The following is a 17,472-nucleotide window of genomic DNA, read 5'->3' as shown; positions in this document are numbered from 1 at the left end:
CCGATAGACGCTGCTTTTTTAATGAAAAGTGGAGTCGGAGAGAATCGAACTCTCGTCCAAACAAGCAATCGAAGAGCTTTCTACACGTTTAGTTTTTGATTAGATTTTCGACAAAAAGCAAGGCCAAAAACAGCCACTTTTTGCTTAGTTTTACCAATTCAAAGCGGATTTAAAACATCACCGCCTCTAGGTTTATTTTTACGGTTCTCCTGAGCTAAACGCCACAAACCAAGGCTTTTAAGGAGAATCCAGCTTTCCTACCTGGTAGGAACTTGGCACATCTTACTATAATTCAGATTATGCAGCCAAAGCGTAATTATTTTCGCCGTGTAAAAGTTTAAGACCTTTTATTAACGAGAATTGTCCCAGTTCTCGACGTGCTTACAATTTAATTCCACTCGCTGTCAAAACCAGTCGACCCCAATAGAAATTTAATGTTTTTATTGAAAATGTATAATCAATAATTACGCCAAAATTACTATTATTTTATGGAAGAAAAAATTTTGTTTATCATTTTTAGGAATGTTATATTTGTAACAAATCAATCTATCATCAGTTAAATAAAAATATAATGAAATTCGGAATAATCAAAGAACGCAAAAATCCTCCAGATAGAAGAGTAGTTTTTTCTCCAGAACGATTAGCAGAATTCAAATCTAATTTTCCCCAAGCAATTCTTAAAGTTGAGTCTTCAGATATTCGAATTTTTCCTGATGAACAGTATTTTGAAAAAGGTATAGAAGTGAATCATGATTTAAGTGATTGTGATGTTTTAATTGGAGTTAAAGAAGTTCCTAAAGATGCGCTTATTCCTAATAAAAAATACTTTTTCTTTTCACATACTATTAAAAAGCAACCTTATAATAGGGATTTATTAAAAACAGTTTTAGAAAAGAATATTGAATTATACGACCATGAAACCATTGTTGATGATAATAACAGAAGATTAATTGGTTTTGGTCGTTATGCAGGTATTGTTGGTGCGTATAATGGAATTAGAGCTTTTGGTTTAAAATATGAGTTATTCAATTTAGCTAAAGCTGAAACATTACCCGATCAAAAAACATTAATTGAACGATTAAAAAGAAATCCATTACCTAATGTTAAAATCGTTTTAACAGGACGAGGTAAAGTTGCATTTGGAGCCAAAGAAATGTTGGATGGAGCAAAAATTAAAGAAGTTTCTATTGATGATTATTTAACTAAGACCTATGCTGAGCCGGTGTATACTTTTATTGATGTTTTAGATTACAATAAACGAGTAGATGGACAACCTTCTACTAAAGAAGATTTTTATAAGAACCCGACAGAATATGTTTCTGATTTTGAACGATTTTCTAATGTTTCTGATATGTTTATTGCAGGTCATTTTTATGGAAATAATGCTCCAATTATTTTATCAAAAGAAATGTTGCGCTCTCCAAAATGTAAATTGAAAGTAGTAGCTGATGTTTCTTGTGATATTGACGGACCAGTTGCTTGTACTATAAAGCCAAGTACTATTGCTGATCCAATTTATGGTTATTTACCAAGTGAACATAAAGAAGTTTCTTATACACATCCATCGGCAATTGTGGTTATGGCGGTTGATAATTTACCTTGTGAATTGCCAAAAGATGCTAGTGATGGTTTTGGTGAAGTGTTTTTAGAGCGCGTAATACCAGCATTTTTTAATAACGATGCTGATGGCGTTTTAGCAAGAGCAAAAATCACAGAAAACGGAAAATTAACTCCTCGTTTTGCCTATTTACAAGATTTTGTAGACGGTAAAGAATAAGAATTCAGAAGAAAGATAAAATCCTGATTACAAATACGTAATCAGGATTTTTTTTTAAAACGAGTTTTGTCATTGCTTGCCAGTTCGAACAAGTTCTCGAGCCTGAGAAACTAATTAATTGAAGAAGTTTGTTTTATGTTTTTCTTCCTTTGTCAAGGGAATATAATAATAGTTTATTTACTTAATAGAGATGAGTTGCGAGTTGTATTATTGTAATTTTTACAATTTACTTCTCTATTTAAATCTAAATCAGAATTTTCAGGGTCATTCGGATCAATATAAACTACAAAACACCTACCAATTTTATTACTATCTACATTGGCAATATATTTTGATTTTTTATAAAGTTTATTTTTATAATGAAACTTATAAACATAATATGTCTCAATATTCGCAGCTACTTTATAATCTGTTATTTTTCCATAAATTGAAATTTTAAGTTTTGAATTTTCATGACTATTTATAAAATACATAACAATAAAAATAATTCCAAAAACTAGAATTGGGTATATTTTTTCCTTGTGTTTTTTTATATTAGCCATAATAAATTGCTTAATATTTGTATTATTTATGAGTTTAATTAAATCAAAACAAATCTACTATTATTATGTTTTAAAAACCAAAAACCTGTCCAAATAATTCGGACAGGTTTTTTATAGCCCTGATAGAGCCGATAGCTTTGTAGCGTAGCGGAAAACTAAAGGCGAAAGCAGGAATTACTTTTACCAATATGCCTAAGACATTCGCTTCTAATTATTCCCCCAATCTATTTTTCTAGAAAAGTACATTACACTTCCTAATATTAAGAACAATCCAATACTTCCAACTAGTAATGCGTAGTTTTCTAATTGTATGATTACAAAGATAAAACTGTATAAAACGGTTAGTGCTGCGCCTATGAATAAAGGGAATTTCTTGTTTTTTAATACCGAAATAGAGTAGAGGATTAGCATTATAATCACGGAAATAGCTGCAATTATATAGGCAATTGTAAAACTAGAATGTTCGGTAATGGAAATTAATAAGGTGTAAAACATAATTAATGCCAAACCTATCATCGTATATTGAAAGATATGAATACCAATTTTACTGATGGTTTGAATTAAGAAAAAGATCAAAAAAGTTAGACCAATTACTAAAAAACCGTATTTTGAAGCACGTTCGTTTTGTTGGTATTGATCGACTGTTTCAATTAATTTTACTCCGTAAGCATATGATTTTAAATGCGGAATTATTCCAGTATGTTGCTGAGCAAAAGCACGATTAATGTGAAGTATTTTCCAATCGGCATGAAAAGCGTCTTTTGAAATGGCTTTTGTAGTATCGTTTGGCGCAAAATTTCCAATGAAGCTAGGTGAATTCCAATTAGCATCTAAAGAAGTTAAAGTTGTTTTTCCGATAGGAATGAATTTTACGCTATTACTTCCGTTGTATTTCATGTTGAAGTTAAAATCGATTTTTGAAGAATCAGTTATGTTAAAAGAACTGGTTTCAAGTGTTCCAAATACATTATCACCTTCATCTGTTTTCGATTCCATGCTGTAATTAGTGCCGTTTACATTTATTTTTAAATCGCTTTTAATGCTTTTTAAATTGGTTGTTTTGATGATTACAGAAACTTTATCCCAAACGATGTTTTCTTTTTTTATGCCTAATTTGTCAAAGTTTAAGTTTTCAAAACTTCCGTTAAAAGCCATATCTGCTTTAAATACTATTGGATTGTATAAGCTTCTTTTGATATCGCTTACTTTTTCGACTTTTGTTTTGTTTTGTAAAACTTCTGGAAAAAAGTAAGCATGATTAATAGTAATCGTTTTTTGAATACTTGTTTGTTTGGTTTTGCTGTCTATATAAGTTGTTTCGGTTTCAATTTTATATGGAACTTTTAAAATGGGTCCATAAAAATTAATGTCTTCTCCCCAAGAATTGGTTACTTCTGCAACTACTTCATTTTTTCGTTGTGAACGTTCGCTAATTAAATCTTGTACTAGAGCTAAAGGAATTAGTAAAAAGAGTGTTAACGCTCCAACCATAATCATTTTGGCGGTGTTAGATTGAAAGAAGTTGGACTTTGTTGTCATTGGTTTTTCGTTTTGATTTTCCATTGTTTTTGTTTTTAGAGATTTTATAATAAATGATTGATTACGATGTACGTAAATAAAATTGAGATTGGAATGTTACTTAAGGTTATGCCAATACGAATAAATATTTCGTAGTAGTTATCCCAATTTTTTATAAGTTGAAGAATTAAGTAAAATAGATAAACTGTATTAACTAATAAAGCTCCAGAGACATATATAAGTCCAATATATAATAGCGGTTCGTATTTTGTACTTGCAAAGAGTAATAGTAAAGAAGCGCCTACTGCAAATGATATAATTGGAATAATGTTTTGTTCGATAAGTTCTATTTGTCTGTCTTTTTCCATAATTATTGAATATTAAATGTTTTTTGCAATTGAGTTTTATCTTGGTGTAATAGATTTATAAAATTTAATTTATAAAATGGATGTGCTTTTTTACCACGTTTAAATTGTTTGATGAAGAATTTTATTTGATTAGGGTAGAAGAGAATTCCAACAGAAATACCAAAAAGTAAATACAAACTTCGTTTTCCGTTTCCTAATAAGTAAAATTGCATTCCAATTTCATCAACTACTGAAACTCCAGTATTGGTTAATACATGAAATACATCATGGTCTTCTAATTTATCTTGAATTTCAAAATCATGTTTGCATAAAAAGCAACCTAAATGAAACCCAACAGAGTTTTCGGAATATTGTAATAACTCCTTGATTGAGATGTTCCAAGGTTCATTTTTTTTGAGCCATTTTTGATAGGGTTTCTTCGTGGCTTCATACATTTTTTCTACGAGTAAATCTTTCATTTTAATTGTTAAAAGTACTTTGAAATTCAAAGTAAATGGATAAAAAAATAGTTCTAAGTATTCGATATTAATTTTTCAAGGGCATCAATATGATCTTGAAAGGCTTTTTTTCCTTCTTTTGTTGCAATATAACTTGTGTTGGGTTTTCGCCCAATAAATTGTTTTTCTACAATAATATAAGCTTCGCTTTCTAATGCTTTTGCATGACTGGCTAAATTACCATCGGTAACACCAAGAAGTTCTTTTAAGGTAGAGAAATCGGCACTTTCATTCACCATCAAAACCGACATAATACCCAAACGGATACGATGATCAAATGCTTTGTTTATATTTTGAATGATGTTTTTCACTAACTAGTTTGTTTAAGTAAATTTTACTTCCTATCGTATTTATAATACATAATGCTTCCGTATAATATATGTGCAATACCAAAACCTAAAACCCAAAACCAAAGCCCGTATCCAGAAAATTCAACAGATATTAAGCCAAGAATAATTTGTGTTATTCCTAAATAGCGTACATCTCTTAGTGTATATTTACTTGCATTTAAACAAGCTAAGCCATAAAACAGTAATGTTATTGGAGCTATTAATCCATAATGTCCTTGACGAATTAATAATATTGAAAATATTCCACCGGTTATTAAAGGAATAGCAAAGTTGATAAGCACACGTTTTGAGGCAGGATTCCAAATACGTTCTCCTAATTTGTTTGCTTTTTTAACAGTTAACAAATAAGCTGTTCCAACAGATAGTATTAATACAATAAAAGCTGTGAGTAAAATTAGTTTGAAAGTTTTACTTTCTAATGTAATGTAGGTGTATTGATGTGTATTTATAAGAAAGTTTACATAAACAGCTCCTAGTAGAGCATATATCCCTGCTAAAACTCCAGATAGACCACTTAATGAGATAAACTGAGTAGATTTACTCATCATTTCTTTGATATCCTGTATGTCTTTTAAATATTTACTTGCTTCCATATAAAAGTACTTTGAATTACAAAGTAAAGTTAAATAAATAGTTCTACCAAATATTTTTCTGATATTTTACAAATAAAAAAGTGTTAGAGGAAATCTAACACTTTTAAAATACTAATAATTTATGATAGATTATAATCTAAAAATTCCTCCAACGGTAATAATACGTTGAAAAAACCAAAAATTTTGTTCGGCACTATCGGCACTACTTTTTGTTGTTCTTATGTCATTCATTTCAATATATCCACCTTTTAATTCTGTTTGAATAAAGAAATATTTAAAGAATGTAAAGTTTAATCCTGCTTTTGCAGACACTCCATAACCTGCAATATGAAATTCATCATTTCTTTCTTTTCCTAATAAGGTTGAATTTGTTTTAGGGTATAATATTCCGGCTCCTAAACCTTCTGTTAAATTCAATTGAAATTTATCTGTATTTGGTAAACCAAACCAATTTGAAATATCATCAACTCTACTAATTTCCGTATTTACATAGTTTAAACCATCAGTATGTTCAAATAAAAGAAAATCTTTATCAAGAGTCAATGAACCATTATTTGGGTCTTCGTTATATGTTCCTGCATTTGGGTAATAGCCAGAATAGTTTACTCTTTGGTCATTATACACTACATATTTCATATGATCGAAACCAATGGAAATATTATAATGATCATTTATAAAATAACCAATTCTAAAATTAGTCTGTGGAATTGTCATTCTAGCTGGATTGAAATAATCAATATGGTATCCTTTTGGTTTATCATGAGCTTTTACATCATATAATGTAAAATCATAATCAGCACCTTTAAATCGAATGTCTGATTTTGAGAAACTTTCTCTATTTCCGCCCCAAAAAATATAAAATTTACCTTTATTATGTGCGGTGTATTTTTCAGGATTTTCTGCAATTTCTTGTGAAAAGGTGTACTGTGAAAAAACACAAAAAGTTAGTACAGCCATTAAAAATGGATGTCTCATTTTAGTATAGAAATATTAAAATTGATTTATTGTTTTACGAATGGCAACTAGTTTTGTCATCAATCCTTCAAAATAATCAAGGTGTAACATATTCGCACCATCACTTTTAGCATTTGCAGGATCAAAATGTGTTTCAATGAATAGACCATCAACACCAACTGCAATTCCTGCTTTAGCAACAGTTTCAATCATGTCAGGTCTTCCGCCTGTGACACCAATTGTTTGATTAGGTTGTTGTAATGAGTGTGTTACATCTAAAACGGTTGTTGCATATTGTTGCATGGTAGGAATCCCTCTAAAATCAACAATCATATCTTGGTAGCCAAACATTGTTCCTCTATCGGTAACCATAACATTTTGATTGTTACAATCTAATACTTTTTGTACGGCATGTTTCATGCTTTCCGGACTCATAAATTGGCCTTTCTTCAAGTTTACAGTTTTACCTGTATTTGCAGCAGCAACCACTAAATCAGTTTGGCGTACTAAAAATGCTGGAATTTGTAAAATATCAACATACTCAGCGGCCATTATTGCATCTTCATTTGTATGAATATCAGTCACAGTTGGTACTCCAAATTGTTTTGATACTTTTTCAAGAATTTTTAAAGCTTTTTCGTCACCAATACCTGTAAAACTATCAATTCTAGAACGATTTGCTTTTTTAAACGAACCTTTAAATACAAAAGGAATCTCTAACTTATCAGTCACTTGTACCAATCTTTCAGCAATTCGCATTGCCATTTCTTCTCCTTCGATAGCACATGGGCCAGCTAAAAGAAAAAAGTTTCCTGATTCTGTATGTTTAATTTGAGGTATGTTTTTTAAATTCATGATGTGTTGATTTTGAAGTTGCAAAGATAAAAAGAAAAACCTTTTAAACAGTTGTTTAAAAGGTTACTTATGTTACTTATTAAAATTTAACGTTTAAAGCCTTATTTGTTTTTTATTTCAAACCCTTTTGGGCAAAGTATTTTACCTTTTTCTAAAGTATTAAAATACAGTAATCCTTTTTTATTTGTTCCTTCAAATGCATATTCATAAATAGAAAGTGTTCCAGCTCCCATAGTATTGTTTTTTGTTGGAAAAGGACAACAAGTATCTACTTTTTTAAAGGTAACTTTTTCTCCATTCTTACCTTGTAAACCGTTAAAAAAATAGCCTAAATATTGTTGTTCTTGTCGGTCTAAAATTAACCCAATATTAATAGGGTAATCAGCATCAAATCCATATTTTCCATCTGTAGCGTATTCGGTAAATAAAAACATATCGTTTTTTACTATTGGTTTTACAGCAGTATTGTCTATATTTTGAATCGTAGATTTTGTACTTATACAAGAAGTAAAAGCGATTAAAACAAGTAATATAAAAGATTTTTTCATTGTAATTTTATTTTGATTTCATAAAAAAGGCAACAATTGCAGAAGTAACAATTCCCATAGATAATCCTCCAAATGCAGCTTGAAACATGTAGCTTTTTAAATTAAAAAAAGCTTGAGCATCTTCTAATTTCATTCTATTGTTTTCTACAGCATAGTTTATTGCATTTTGAAAATAATTTGGTGATATAATTTCGCAAGTAATATATTGACTTACCGGACTTAATAATGTTACTACCAATGCCACAATGGATCCTGATAAAAATCCTTGTTTCCAATCCATTTCATTTTGAAAATAATTTGCTTTTTTATCGCGCAACGCTAAAACAAAAATTACAATTGCAATTATTGAAAACAACATTGAATAAATAGGATGCTTGCCTATTAATTCATCATGCCAACCTAAATATTTTTCCAAATACATCCATGCTAATCCAGCTATTGTAAAAATTACTCCCCATTTTATTTCTATGGCAATTTTATTCATAATTATAATGTTTATGCATCAAATTTAATATAAACTAATAAAATTAATATAATTTCGGAATTGAATTTTTATTTTTGCTTTAAAATAATTGATTTATGGAAATTATATATGGGACATGGCATTGGGCTATTTCTGGTTTATTGATTGGTTTAATTATGTTATTGTTAATTTATTTTGGGAAGTCTTTTGGAATGTCTTCTAATTTAAGAACAATGTGTAGTATGGCTGGCGCTAATAAACACTGTTCTTTTTTTGATTTAGATTGGAAAGAACAGAAATGGAGTTTAGCAATTGTAGTTGGAGCTATCTTGGGTGGCTTTGTTGCTTATCATTTTTTACAAAATGGTACAGAAGTAGCAATAAACCCTACAACAATTGAAAAGTTAGCTGCAATGAATATTGACGCGCCAAATGGAAAGCTAGTTCCAGATGCTTTATTTAGCATTGAAACAATGATGACTTTTAAAGGATTTTCAATCCTTTTATTAGGAGGTTTATTAATTGGTTTTGGTTCAAGATATGCTGGAGGATGTACTTCAGGACACGCGATTTCTGGGATGAGTAATTTACAACTTCCTTCATTAATTGCAGTCATCGGTTTCTTTATTGGCGGCTTGATTATGGCTCATTTAATTTTACCATTGTTATTTTAATTTTAGAAAAAGAAAAGATGAAATTATTTAGATTTTTAATTGTTGGATTTATATTTGGTATAGTTTTAACTAAAGCAGAAGCAGTATCTTGGTATAGAATATATGAAATGTTTATGTTTCAATCATTTCATATGTATGGAATCATAATGGTTGCCATTGCAACAGGTGTAATTGGAATCCAAATTATAAAAAGAAAAAAAATGAATGACTTTAAAGGCAATCCTATTATGATTGTCGATAAAGACAGAGGATTTGCTCGCTACATGATTGGTGGAATTTTCTTTGGTTTAGGTTGGGGATTAGTTGGGTGTTGCCCTGGACCAATATTTATTCTATTAGGAACAGGAATTTATGCAATTGGAGTAGTTTTAATCGGAGCATTATTAGGAACCTACATTTACGGTATGTTAAAAGATATTTTACCGCATTAAAGTTTCGTTAAAGTCTCTTTTCTAATTGACATTTGCTTTTCTGTTTCGTAACTTTATAGAAATATAAATAATTATGAAAACACAAATCTATATACAGAATTTAAAATGCGGTGGTTGTGCAAATACCATCATGAAAAATTTAACCCAGTTAAATTCTATTTCCAATGTGGAAGTAGATGTAGAAAATAGTCTTGTTTCATTTGAAATGGAATCTGAAAAAGATTTAGATGAAGTGAAAGGAACCCTTAAAAGAATTGGGTATCCAGAAGATGGTGAGGCAAATAGCATAGGATCTAAAGCAAAATCTTATGTAAGTTGTGCTATAGGAAAAATTACAACTTAATAGATTAGAGTAAAATAAAAAATCCCGATTATCGGGATTTTTTATTTTTATTGAATTTCTGCACTTAAACCAGCGTCTAGCAAACTAGAACAATATGGTTTAAGTTCGTCATAACTTCCTGTTTTTACTGCACATTGTCCTTTATAATGTACTAAAACGGCACATTGTTCTGCTTGTAAAGGTTCGTGATTACAAACTCTTACTAAAGTATCAATAACATGGTCAAAAGTATTAACATCATCATTATATAAAATGATTTCGTTGTTTAATCCTACGGCTTCATTAACTAAAACGTCTTCTTGTATTTTTTCTATTGTACTCATTCTTTTTATCTTAAAAGTTTAAAGTTCAAATGTTTAAGATTACAAATTTATAAAATTCTATTTAGTATACTTCAAAGCCACCCAATTATTTCTTTCAAATTTTTTAACGTAAGTCAATCCGTTCTTAGTGCAAGATGCATCAATAACCGGAATGTCTTCAGTGTAAAATCCGCTTAAAAATAAGGTTCCACCTGTGTTTAAACAATCAACATATTTTTTCATATCGTTTAACAAGATGTTTCTATTTATGTTTGCAATAATTATATCGTATGTTTTTCCGGATAGTAAAGCAGCATCACCTTCATAAACCGAAATATGTTTACAATTATTACGCTCTGCATTTTCAATAGAATTTAAATAACACCAATTGTCAATATCAATAGCATCGATAGGTTGAGCGCCTTTCATTTCAGCTAAAATTGCTAAAATTGCAGTTCCGCAACCCATATCTAATGTTTTTTTACCTGCAACATCTGTTTCTAATAAATGCTGAATCATCATATGAGTAGTTTCATGGTGACCCGTTCCAAAACTCATTTTTGGTTCAATAACAATATCAAATTCAGCTTCTGTTTTAGCATGAAAAGGAGCTCTTACATGGCATTTTCCATCTACATCAATTGCTTCAAAATTCTTTTCCCATTCTTCATTCCAATTCACTTGGTCAATTTCTTCAAATGTATATGAGATTTTGAATTCATCGCTTCCCAAAACAAAAATATCTTCTAAAATATCTTCCGTCCATAAGTCCTTTTGAACATAAGCAGACAAACCTGTTTCCGTTTCAATAAAGCTTTCAAAAGCCTTTTCACCAAGTTCAGCAAGTAGTATTTCAGAACCTAATTCTTTTGGTTCAACAGTAAAATGATATCCTATATAAATATTTGACATGGTTTATTTTTTTTGCAAAGATAAATAAAGCAATTCCTTTTAAATAATTTATTTTTGCATACTAAATTACTTTTATAACGCACATTTCATGAAATACTTCATAACTTTAATCTGCTTAATTTTATCTTTATTTTGTTTCTCTCAAGTAGCTAAGGATTCAATTAAAAATAACGATTTAAAACTGGCTGCATTACCTTATTATAGTTTTGGTAAAGGATTAGGAATTACATCTCCTGATAGTATTTTTCAATTGAATATTCGTTTTAGAATGCAAAATAGGGTTACATATTTCAGTGAAGAAGAAAAAGAAAATCGTTATGAAGCTCAAATTAGAAGATTACGTTTACGATTTGATGGTTATGTTGGAAATCCAAAATATTTATATGTAATTCAATTATCTTTTGCCCCAGGCGATGTAGGGGTAATAGAAGAAGGTGATAATTTAAATGTTATACGTGATGCTGCTATAATTTACAGACCCAATGCTAAATGGAGTGTCATTTTTGGACAAACAAAGTTGCCTGGAAATAGACAAAGAGTAAATTCTTCTGGGGCTTTACAACTTACCGATAGAAGTATAAATAATTCTAGATTTAATATTGATAGAGATTTTGGCATTCAAGGATATTATATTAATGAAAACCCAAATAAATTCTCCTATAATATTAAAACAGCTATTTCCACAGGTGAAGGAAGAAACTGGACCAAAACATCTGATGATGCAGTCGCTCTAACAGGTAAAATTGAATTGTTTCCGTTTGGCACATTTAAGAATAACGGTTATTATTTTGAAGGAGATATTTTAAGGGAAGAAAAACCTAAACTGTTACTCTCAGGAGCTTACCATCAGAATAATAATGCTATAAGAACACAAGGTCAAATAGGCGACGAACTTTATAGTTCTTCAACTATTAGATCGCTCTTTTTTGATGCTCTTTTAAAATATAATGGATGGAGTTTCATGACTGCTTTTATGAACAGAAATGCAACAAATCTAATTACTTATGATCCTACTGATGTAAGCCGGTTTAATTATGTTTATGCAGGTAAAGGTATGGATTATCAATTAAGTTATGTGTTTCCGAGTAATTATGAAATTATAGGACGATTTTCGACTCAAAATGTTAAAGATGAAATTAAAGCTTTTACACCTAATACAAAACAATATAGTCTTGGAATGACAAGATATCTTTGGGAACATTCATTTAAGTTACAAGGAGAAGTTAGTTATAGCGAATTAGATTATTCAAATAATACCTCTTTGAACAATTGGTATTTTAGAGTACAAGTTGAAATAGGAATATAGTTTTTAGATACATTTGATTACCTTTGCAGTCAATTAATCGCAATTATGTTACAAATAGGTCAATACAATACCCTTAAAATTCTTAGAGATACTAAAGTCGGACTTTTTTTAGGTGATGGAGTAAATGAAGAACACGATGTTTTATTACCCAATAAATATGTCCCAAGAGAATTTAATATTGATGATGATATAACGGTTTTCGTATATCTTGATCATGAAGAAAGGCCAGTTGCAACAACACTAAAACCATATGTAAAGCTGAATGAGTTTTCTCATTTAAAAGTAAATTATAAAAATGAGTTTGGTGCTTTTTTAGATTGGGGATTAGAAAAAGATTTATTCGTTCCGTTTAAAGAACAAGCACGTCCAATGGAAATTGGTAAACGTTACTTAATTTATTGTTTTATGGATGAAAAAACCAATAGAATGGTAGCTTCTAGTAAAACGCAACAGTTTTTAAGTAACGATGATTTGACTTTTGAAGAAGGTGAAGAAGTAGGTTTAATTGTTTCTCATATTACTGAAGCAGGTATAAATGTAATTATAAACGAACGCCATAAAGGTTTAGCTTATAAAAACGAAGTGTACGAAGATATTAAACCCGGAATGCGAATGAACGGTTATATCAAACAAATTCGTCCTGATGGAAAGGTAGATGTTTCGTTACGTAAATTAGGTTTTGATGCTATTGAACCTTCTTCTCAACAATTATTAGACGAATTAAAAGCGAATAGAGGTTTCCTTGGATTGAATGACAAAAGTCATCCAGAAGACATAAAAACGGTACTTAAAATGAGTAAAAAAGTATTTAAGAAAGCGGTTGGAAATTTATACAAGCAACAATTAATAGATATTAAAGAAGACGGAATTTATTTACTATAAATGACTGACAAGAAAAACATTCTTTTAGCCCTTAGCATCATTTCATTTCTATTGTTGCTAACGGCTATTTTTGTTTCTTTTGATGAAATAGAAGCTTTTGGGATGCAGTTTTCTATCATTTGGATTCCTGTTTGGGTTTTAACTATTTTATTACCCATTTTTAACTTTGCAGAAATAATCTTAGAAAGAGATTATATAAGTAAACGTATTGTAGTGGCTTTAGTTTTCAACATTATCAATATGTTTTTTATCATTCGCCATTTCGGATTTGAATTTTTTCCGGAGTAAAATCCTTAAAGACTTCGTTTTCTCATCATTATTTTATGAGAACTAGAAGTTTTTTCATGATAATACATTATTTTCTTGTCAATAGTAAGAGAAGGAGCTTCAACTAAAGTTGCGATGCTTTTTGAGAAAAGAACTTTTGGTTCAGAAAATATCGAAGTATCATTTCTTCTTACAGCAACACAAACATCAAACACAGTACTGGCAGTAACATTTTTTAGATATCTTGTGTAATAAAGTTCTAAATTATCACTGCTTATGCAAGGAGCGTAGTATATATAATTTGAATCGTTTATATTTTGTAAAATATCCGATGAATTTGTAATTGTATTAAAAGTAGTAGAATTTACTTTTTCTGCAATTCCTAAAGTAGTTTCACAAGGACCAAGGCAACTTGTTTCATCAAATCGTGCGTTATTGAAATAAAGAAATTCTCCGTCTAAGCTAATTCCATGATCCATTACCAACCAGCCTGGTGAATTCATATTGAAATCTCCTTGAACTCTTCCAATATTTGTAATCGTTCCAGCATTAAAAGTTCCATGAAATAGATTGTTTAATTCTGCCGGATAATTTCTTGTTGAAGTCCAATAAAAATTTCCATTTACATCCATATCAGCAACTGCATCTAAAAACGGAGTTGTTGTTTGATTTGCGCCAGTTAATTCGCCAACATAATTAAATGTAGAATCATTAATTTTTGTAGCGTAATAAAGTTTTGTGTTAATGCCGTCGTTTACATTATTGAAAAACAAATAACTTCCACTAGGTGAAATAAATGGTTCCATAGCATCAAATGATAAACCGTTAATGGTTACATCAATTTCATTCCCAAAAGAAGGGTATTCAATAGCTGTATCATAGTTTGATGAACATGAAATTATAATTAACGGGAACAATATTATTTTAAAAATTCTTTTCATACTCCAAATCTCTTTAAAAAAATAAAGATAACCTTTTGATATTAAATCACTCATGAATCTTAATCCAAGTAATCGTATCACTTTCAGAATATTTAATAACAAGTGTTTTTTGATTTAGTGTCCAAAAACCAAGTTTTTTTTGAGAAATGGTATAATACAAATGATTATTTTCCATTCTATTGGGTTCGCCAAGAACATTTAATAGTTCATTTTGTCCTAAACTTCTCAATTCTTTATTTTCAATTACAGAATCTATGAGTAATTCTCTATACAAATAATCATCAGCTTCTTTTTTATTCCAATTGACTTTGTTGAGTTCTATGATGGTTTCTTTTTGGAAGCTTTCAACTGTTTCTTTATCTTTTTTACAGGAAATGAAACCGATTATGGCTATAAGTAAAAAGATTTTTTTCATTTTTTATTGTGTTTTTACAAATACTTTGTAACTAAAAATCACTTCGTTTTCAATCATCCTTACTAGACTATCTTTTGGGTTTGTTCCTTTTGCCTCTAAAAATGCATGGTCTATAATATACCCATGTAAATAATTTATTCCAAGTTTTTTAAAGGAAATATCATAAAAAGGAATTTCTTTATGATTTATGGCGCCAAATGTATCTTTTTTTACTTTTTCCAAAGTTTCAAAATTTACATTAATTTTATCCGATGTAATAAATATAACTTTTATATATCGTGAATATTCATCCTCAAATGAAGTTGTTATAGTGTCTAAAATTCCTTCATAAACAATTCGACCATTATATTTTTGATTTAAAATGATTGTATCTGGAAAATGCAAATCCCAATTCATTGATTTAGTATTATATGTGGTATGGTGAGATTTATTCCCAGTTTCATTTTTCCTAGTATTTTTTTCTTGTTTACAAGAGATGAAAGTTATTATTAGGAGAAAGTGTAGTATGTATTTCATTTTATGCAATTTTTTATAAATACTTTTAAAATTTTAGATTAATATATAAAAAATTAATCTTCCAAATCATACGGATAATCTCCAAAAATACTTGAAAGTGTGACCGATTTATATACTTTACGGGTGTACTTATTTGAAAGCGCAATAATGGTTACTGTATCTTTTTTTAAAGTAGTAAACGAAGTGGTGCTTCCGTGCCACCAACCGTTATGGTAATGTATGGTGTTTCCGTTATCAAATTCATTCATGCGAATACCCAATCCGTAATTACGTATGCCTCTGTGTTCATAACTATAACCTTTGAGCATTTCTGCTTTTAATTCAGGTGTTAGATAAATTGGTGAATAAGTTGCCAAATCAAACTTTAATAAATCGTGGGGTGTTGAATAAATGTTTTTATCGCCATAAATAGCATCTAAAAAATCCCAAGCAATAGGCACTTTATTTCCTTTATAAGATTGACTCACATTGTCTTTTTCTTTAATGTCTAAAACAAATGTATTGTTCATTTTTAAAGGTTCAAAAACCAATTTTTTCATCGCTTCAGGAAACGATTTATTCGTTACTTTTTCAATAGCCAAAGCCAATAATGCATAGTTGGTATTACAATAACTAAATTTTCTATCAATTTGGTATTCTAGCGGAATATCTTTTGTAGCTAAAATGTTTAAAATGTCTTTGTTAGTAAGCGTTTTGCTTCTGTCCCAATTTTCTTTATGATCTGCAAAATAACCATAATGAGCCAAACCGCTTCTGTGGTTCAATAACATTCTAATCGTTGTTTTTTCATGTGGAAACTCTGGAAATAAACTTTTAAAGGTTTGGTCAAGTGCTAATTTACCTTCTTTAACCAACATTAATACTGCTTGTGCAGTTAATACTTTACTAACCGAAGCCAAATGCAAAGGAGTGTTTTCGTTTATTGGTTCTTTCGTTTTATAATTAGAACAACCTAAGTAGTTTTCGTAAATGATTTGTCCGTTTTTAGCCACTAAGAAACCACCACTAAATTCTTTATCGTTTATTTTAGTATTAAAAAAATGTTCCAGAAAATTCTTTTTGTCATTTATGTATGTTTCGCTAACTGTATTGAATTTTACTTCATACAATTCTTTTTTTAAAGTGTCTTTTTTGGCTATATTTTTCTTTGTTGATTTCTCATTACATGAAATAAAAAAGAGTAGGGTTAGGCAGGTAATTAATCGAATAAACATTAAGCGGGTTGGTTAATAAGGTTGATGTTCGGGTTAATCTGAGTTAGTTTTTGTACAAATTCTTCTCTGTTTTGGGGTGAAATATAAATGTCATCGTAGTTGTTGTAAGTGATGATTAATCCAACGTGACTCAAAGCTGGTTTCCAAATTACAGGAACTACAATGCCTTTATGAAACTCAATTTTTTTAATTGAGTGAATATTAATAGTACCTTTAAAAGGACCAGATTTCCAATATAATAACTTAGAGTCTATTGCATAATTTGTTTGCAATATAAGCCAAGTTAAAAAAAGTACTACAACTAAATTTATTCCTGTTACTACATAAATAGAAGTTAAATTATCGTCAAAAAATACAGGAATGGTAGTTCCAATAACAATAATGTAAACTATTGCCATTGTCCATTTATTAAAAGTACTAAAAGCAGATTTATAATGCGTCATACTTTAACAAGTCATGTTTTTTTCTCTATTGTATAAAAATAAGAACAATAAAGGAGTTAGAATAAGAATATACCTAATTGATAATTTAACAGCTTGATTATAATAGCTAAATTTAGTAGAGAAATTCAAACTATTTTTTAATGCATTTAATACATCTCTTTCATTAGTGTGAAATTCCTCAACTTCGATCTTTATTCCTAAAACTGAACTAAATTTTGTAGTGAAAGAATAATTGTTTTGTTCAATATCCTTAGTTGTGGGATGATAACTAATTGTAAATGTTCCAAAAGTGATTGTAATTAAATATACAATGGCAACACTTGCAATTATTGAAAGTAGTACTGTTTTAAGATGCTTCATA

At 29.5% G+C, this 17,472-nt stretch carries 25 protein-coding genes and 1 other RNA gene; 7 read left to right on the top strand and 19 right to left on the bottom strand.

The genetic code is table 11. The annotated features are described in order from the left end of the window. Positions 1-26: 26 nt before the first annotated feature. Positions 27-422, bottom strand: a transfer-messenger RNA (tmRNA) gene (gene ssrA, locus ACQ65T_RS10325). A 149-nt stretch (positions 423-571) separates the two neighbouring features. On the opposite strand from ssrA, the gene ACQ65T_RS10320 reads away from it, so the two are divergent. Then, positions 572-1,777 (top strand): NAD(P)-dependent oxidoreductase, encoded by a 1,206-nt coding sequence (locus ACQ65T_RS10320; RefSeq protein ID WP_430401000.1) that lies wholly within the window; start codon positions 572-574, stop codon positions 1,775-1,777. 173 nt (positions 1,778-1,950) lie between these two features. On the opposite strand, the gene ACQ65T_RS10315 is transcribed toward ACQ65T_RS10320, so the two are convergent. The 10 genes from ACQ65T_RS10315 to ACQ65T_RS10270 all read right to left on the bottom strand — a co-directional run bounded on the left by ACQ65T_RS10315 (position 1,951) and on the right by ACQ65T_RS10270 (position 8,486). Continuing rightward, positions 1,951-2,319 carry a hypothetical protein gene (locus ACQ65T_RS10315; RefSeq protein ID WP_430400999.1) on the bottom strand — a complete coding sequence of 123 codons (369 nt, stop codon included), beginning with the start codon at positions 2,317-2,319 and terminating at the stop codon, positions 1,951-1,953. Positions 2,320-2,526: 207 nt separating this feature from the next. After that, positions 2,527-3,882, bottom strand: coding sequence for a cell envelope integrity protein CreD (creD, locus tag ACQ65T_RS10310; protein ID WP_430400998.1), 1,356 nt, complete (start codon positions 3,880-3,882; stop codon positions 2,527-2,529). A gap of 20 nt (positions 3,883-3,902) precedes the next feature. After that, positions 3,903-4,205: a hypothetical protein gene (locus ACQ65T_RS10305; protein ID WP_430400997.1), complete on the bottom strand. Its 303-nt coding sequence runs from the start codon at positions 4,203-4,205 to the stop codon at positions 3,903-3,905. 2 nt (positions 4,206-4,207) lie between these two features. Further along, positions 4,208-4,663 (bottom strand): hypothetical protein, encoded by a 456-nt coding sequence (locus tag ACQ65T_RS10300; RefSeq protein ID WP_430400996.1) that lies wholly within the window; start codon positions 4,661-4,663, stop codon positions 4,208-4,210. Positions 4,664-4,716: 53 nt separating this feature from the next. Continuing rightward, positions 4,717-5,013: a winged helix-turn-helix domain-containing protein gene (locus ACQ65T_RS10295; protein WP_430400995.1), complete on the bottom strand. Its 297-nt coding sequence runs from the start codon at positions 5,011-5,013 to the stop codon at positions 4,717-4,719. 23 nt (positions 5,014-5,036) lie between these two features. Continuing rightward, positions 5,037-5,645, bottom strand: coding sequence for a hypothetical protein (locus ACQ65T_RS10290; RefSeq protein WP_430400994.1), 609 nt, complete (start codon positions 5,643-5,645; stop codon positions 5,037-5,039). Between the two features lie 129 nt (positions 5,646-5,774). Then, a complete protein-coding gene (locus ACQ65T_RS10285; RefSeq protein ID WP_430400993.1) occupies positions 5,775-6,620 on the bottom strand; it encodes a hypothetical protein in 846 nt (281 codons plus the stop codon). Positions 6,621-6,635: 15 nt separating this feature from the next. Then, positions 6,636-7,454, bottom strand: a complete 819-nt coding sequence (gene kdsA, locus ACQ65T_RS10280; protein WP_430400992.1) for a 3-deoxy-8-phosphooctulonate synthase — start codon at positions 7,452-7,454, stop codon at positions 6,636-6,638. A 101-nt stretch (positions 7,455-7,555) separates the two neighbouring features. Then, a complete protein-coding gene (locus tag ACQ65T_RS10275) occupies positions 7,556-8,002 on the bottom strand; it encodes a 2-dehydro-3-deoxyphosphooctonate aldolase (protein ID WP_430400991.1) in 447 nt (148 codons plus the stop codon). Between the two features lie 7 nt (positions 8,003-8,009). Then, a complete protein-coding gene (locus tag ACQ65T_RS10270; RefSeq protein ID WP_430400990.1) occupies positions 8,010-8,486 on the bottom strand; it encodes a DUF4199 domain-containing protein in 477 nt (158 codons plus the stop codon). 95 nt (positions 8,487-8,581) lie between these two features. Between ACQ65T_RS10270 and ACQ65T_RS10265 the strand changes: the two genes are divergently transcribed. The 3 genes from ACQ65T_RS10265 (at position 8,582) to ACQ65T_RS10255 (ending at position 9,913) form a co-directional block, all read left to right on the top strand. Then, positions 8,582-9,139 carry a YeeE/YedE family protein gene (locus tag ACQ65T_RS10265; RefSeq protein WP_430400989.1) on the top strand — a complete coding sequence of 186 codons (558 nt, stop codon included), beginning with the start codon at positions 8,582-8,584 and terminating at the stop codon, positions 9,137-9,139. A gap of 17 nt (positions 9,140-9,156) precedes the next feature. Continuing rightward, positions 9,157-9,570, top strand: a complete 414-nt coding sequence (locus ACQ65T_RS10260) for a DUF6691 family protein (protein WP_430400988.1) — start codon at positions 9,157-9,159, stop codon at positions 9,568-9,570. Positions 9,571-9,643: 73 nt separating this feature from the next. Further along, positions 9,644-9,913, top strand: a complete 270-nt coding sequence (locus ACQ65T_RS10255; protein ID WP_430400987.1) for a heavy-metal-associated domain-containing protein — start codon at positions 9,644-9,646, stop codon at positions 9,911-9,913. A 47-nt stretch (positions 9,914-9,960) separates the two neighbouring features. Here the strand turns inward: ACQ65T_RS10255 and ACQ65T_RS10250 are convergent, their stop codons facing one another. Continuing rightward, the gene (locus ACQ65T_RS10250; protein ID WP_430400986.1) at positions 9,961-10,236 is read right to left on the bottom strand and encodes an ATP-dependent Clp protease adaptor ClpS; all 276 of its coding nucleotides are present in this window, start codon (positions 10,234-10,236) and stop codon (positions 9,961-9,963) included. A gap of 57 nt (positions 10,237-10,293) precedes the next feature. Beyond that, complete coding sequence (prmA, locus tag ACQ65T_RS10245) at positions 10,294-11,127, bottom strand: 50S ribosomal protein L11 methyltransferase (RefSeq protein ID WP_430400985.1); 834 nt, start codon at positions 11,125-11,127, stop codon at positions 10,294-10,296. An 88-nt stretch (positions 11,128-11,215) separates the two neighbouring features. Here prmA and ACQ65T_RS10240 point away from each other — a divergent pair, with 88 nt between their 5' ends. From ACQ65T_RS10240 to ACQ65T_RS10230, 3 genes are read left to right on the top strand one after another with little or no spacing between them, the layout of a single operon-like run. Continuing rightward, positions 11,216-12,433: a porin gene (locus tag ACQ65T_RS10240; protein ID WP_430400984.1), complete on the top strand. Its 1,218-nt coding sequence runs from the start codon at positions 11,216-11,218 to the stop codon at positions 12,431-12,433. Positions 12,434-12,478: 45 nt separating this feature from the next. Then, positions 12,479-13,315, top strand: a complete 837-nt coding sequence (locus ACQ65T_RS10235) for a CvfB family protein (protein WP_430400983.1) — start codon at positions 12,479-12,481, stop codon at positions 13,313-13,315. Then, positions 13,316-13,603 (top strand): hypothetical protein, encoded by a 288-nt coding sequence (locus ACQ65T_RS10230; RefSeq protein WP_430400982.1) that lies wholly within the window; start codon positions 13,316-13,318, stop codon positions 13,601-13,603. It begins immediately after the preceding gene. A gap of 5 nt (positions 13,604-13,608) precedes the next feature. Here ACQ65T_RS10230 and ACQ65T_RS10225 read toward each other — a convergent pair whose 3' ends face one another. The 6 genes from ACQ65T_RS10225 to ACQ65T_RS10200 are packed head-to-tail and all read right to left on the bottom strand — an operon-like array spanning position 13,609 to position 17,471. Then, positions 13,609-14,523, bottom strand: coding sequence for a hypothetical protein (locus ACQ65T_RS10225; RefSeq protein ID WP_430400981.1), 915 nt, complete (start codon positions 14,521-14,523; stop codon positions 13,609-13,611). Between the two features lie 46 nt (positions 14,524-14,569). Next, positions 14,570-14,938 carry a hypothetical protein gene (locus ACQ65T_RS10220; RefSeq protein ID WP_430400980.1) on the bottom strand — a complete coding sequence of 123 codons (369 nt, stop codon included), beginning with the start codon at positions 14,936-14,938 and terminating at the stop codon, positions 14,570-14,572. 3 nt (positions 14,939-14,941) lie between these two features. Beyond that, positions 14,942-15,454 carry a hypothetical protein gene (locus ACQ65T_RS10215; protein ID WP_430400979.1) on the bottom strand — a complete coding sequence of 171 codons (513 nt, stop codon included), beginning with the start codon at positions 15,452-15,454 and terminating at the stop codon, positions 14,942-14,944. Between the two features lie 53 nt (positions 15,455-15,507). Further along, positions 15,508-16,668 carry a serine hydrolase domain-containing protein gene (locus ACQ65T_RS10210; protein ID WP_430400978.1) on the bottom strand — a complete coding sequence of 387 codons (1,161 nt, stop codon included), beginning with the start codon at positions 16,666-16,668 and terminating at the stop codon, positions 15,508-15,510. Beyond that, positions 16,668-17,111, bottom strand: coding sequence for a PH domain-containing protein (locus ACQ65T_RS10205; protein WP_430400977.1), 444 nt, complete (start codon positions 17,109-17,111; stop codon positions 16,668-16,670). The genes ACQ65T_RS10210 and ACQ65T_RS10205 overlap by 1 nt, the downstream gene beginning before the upstream one ends. A gap of 3 nt (positions 17,112-17,114) precedes the next feature. Then, on the bottom strand, positions 17,115-17,471 hold the full coding sequence (locus tag ACQ65T_RS10200) for a hypothetical protein (protein WP_430400976.1): 357 nt from the start codon (positions 17,469-17,471) through the stop codon (positions 17,115-17,117). Position 17,472 lies beyond the last annotated feature (1 nt).

It is taken from the genome of Flavobacterium sp. (assembly GCF_965284515.1).
Lineage (GTDB): Bacteria > Bacteroidota > Bacteroidia > Flavobacteriales > Flavobacteriaceae > Flavobacterium.
This window is presented reverse-complemented; position numbering and strand designations above follow the sequence as displayed.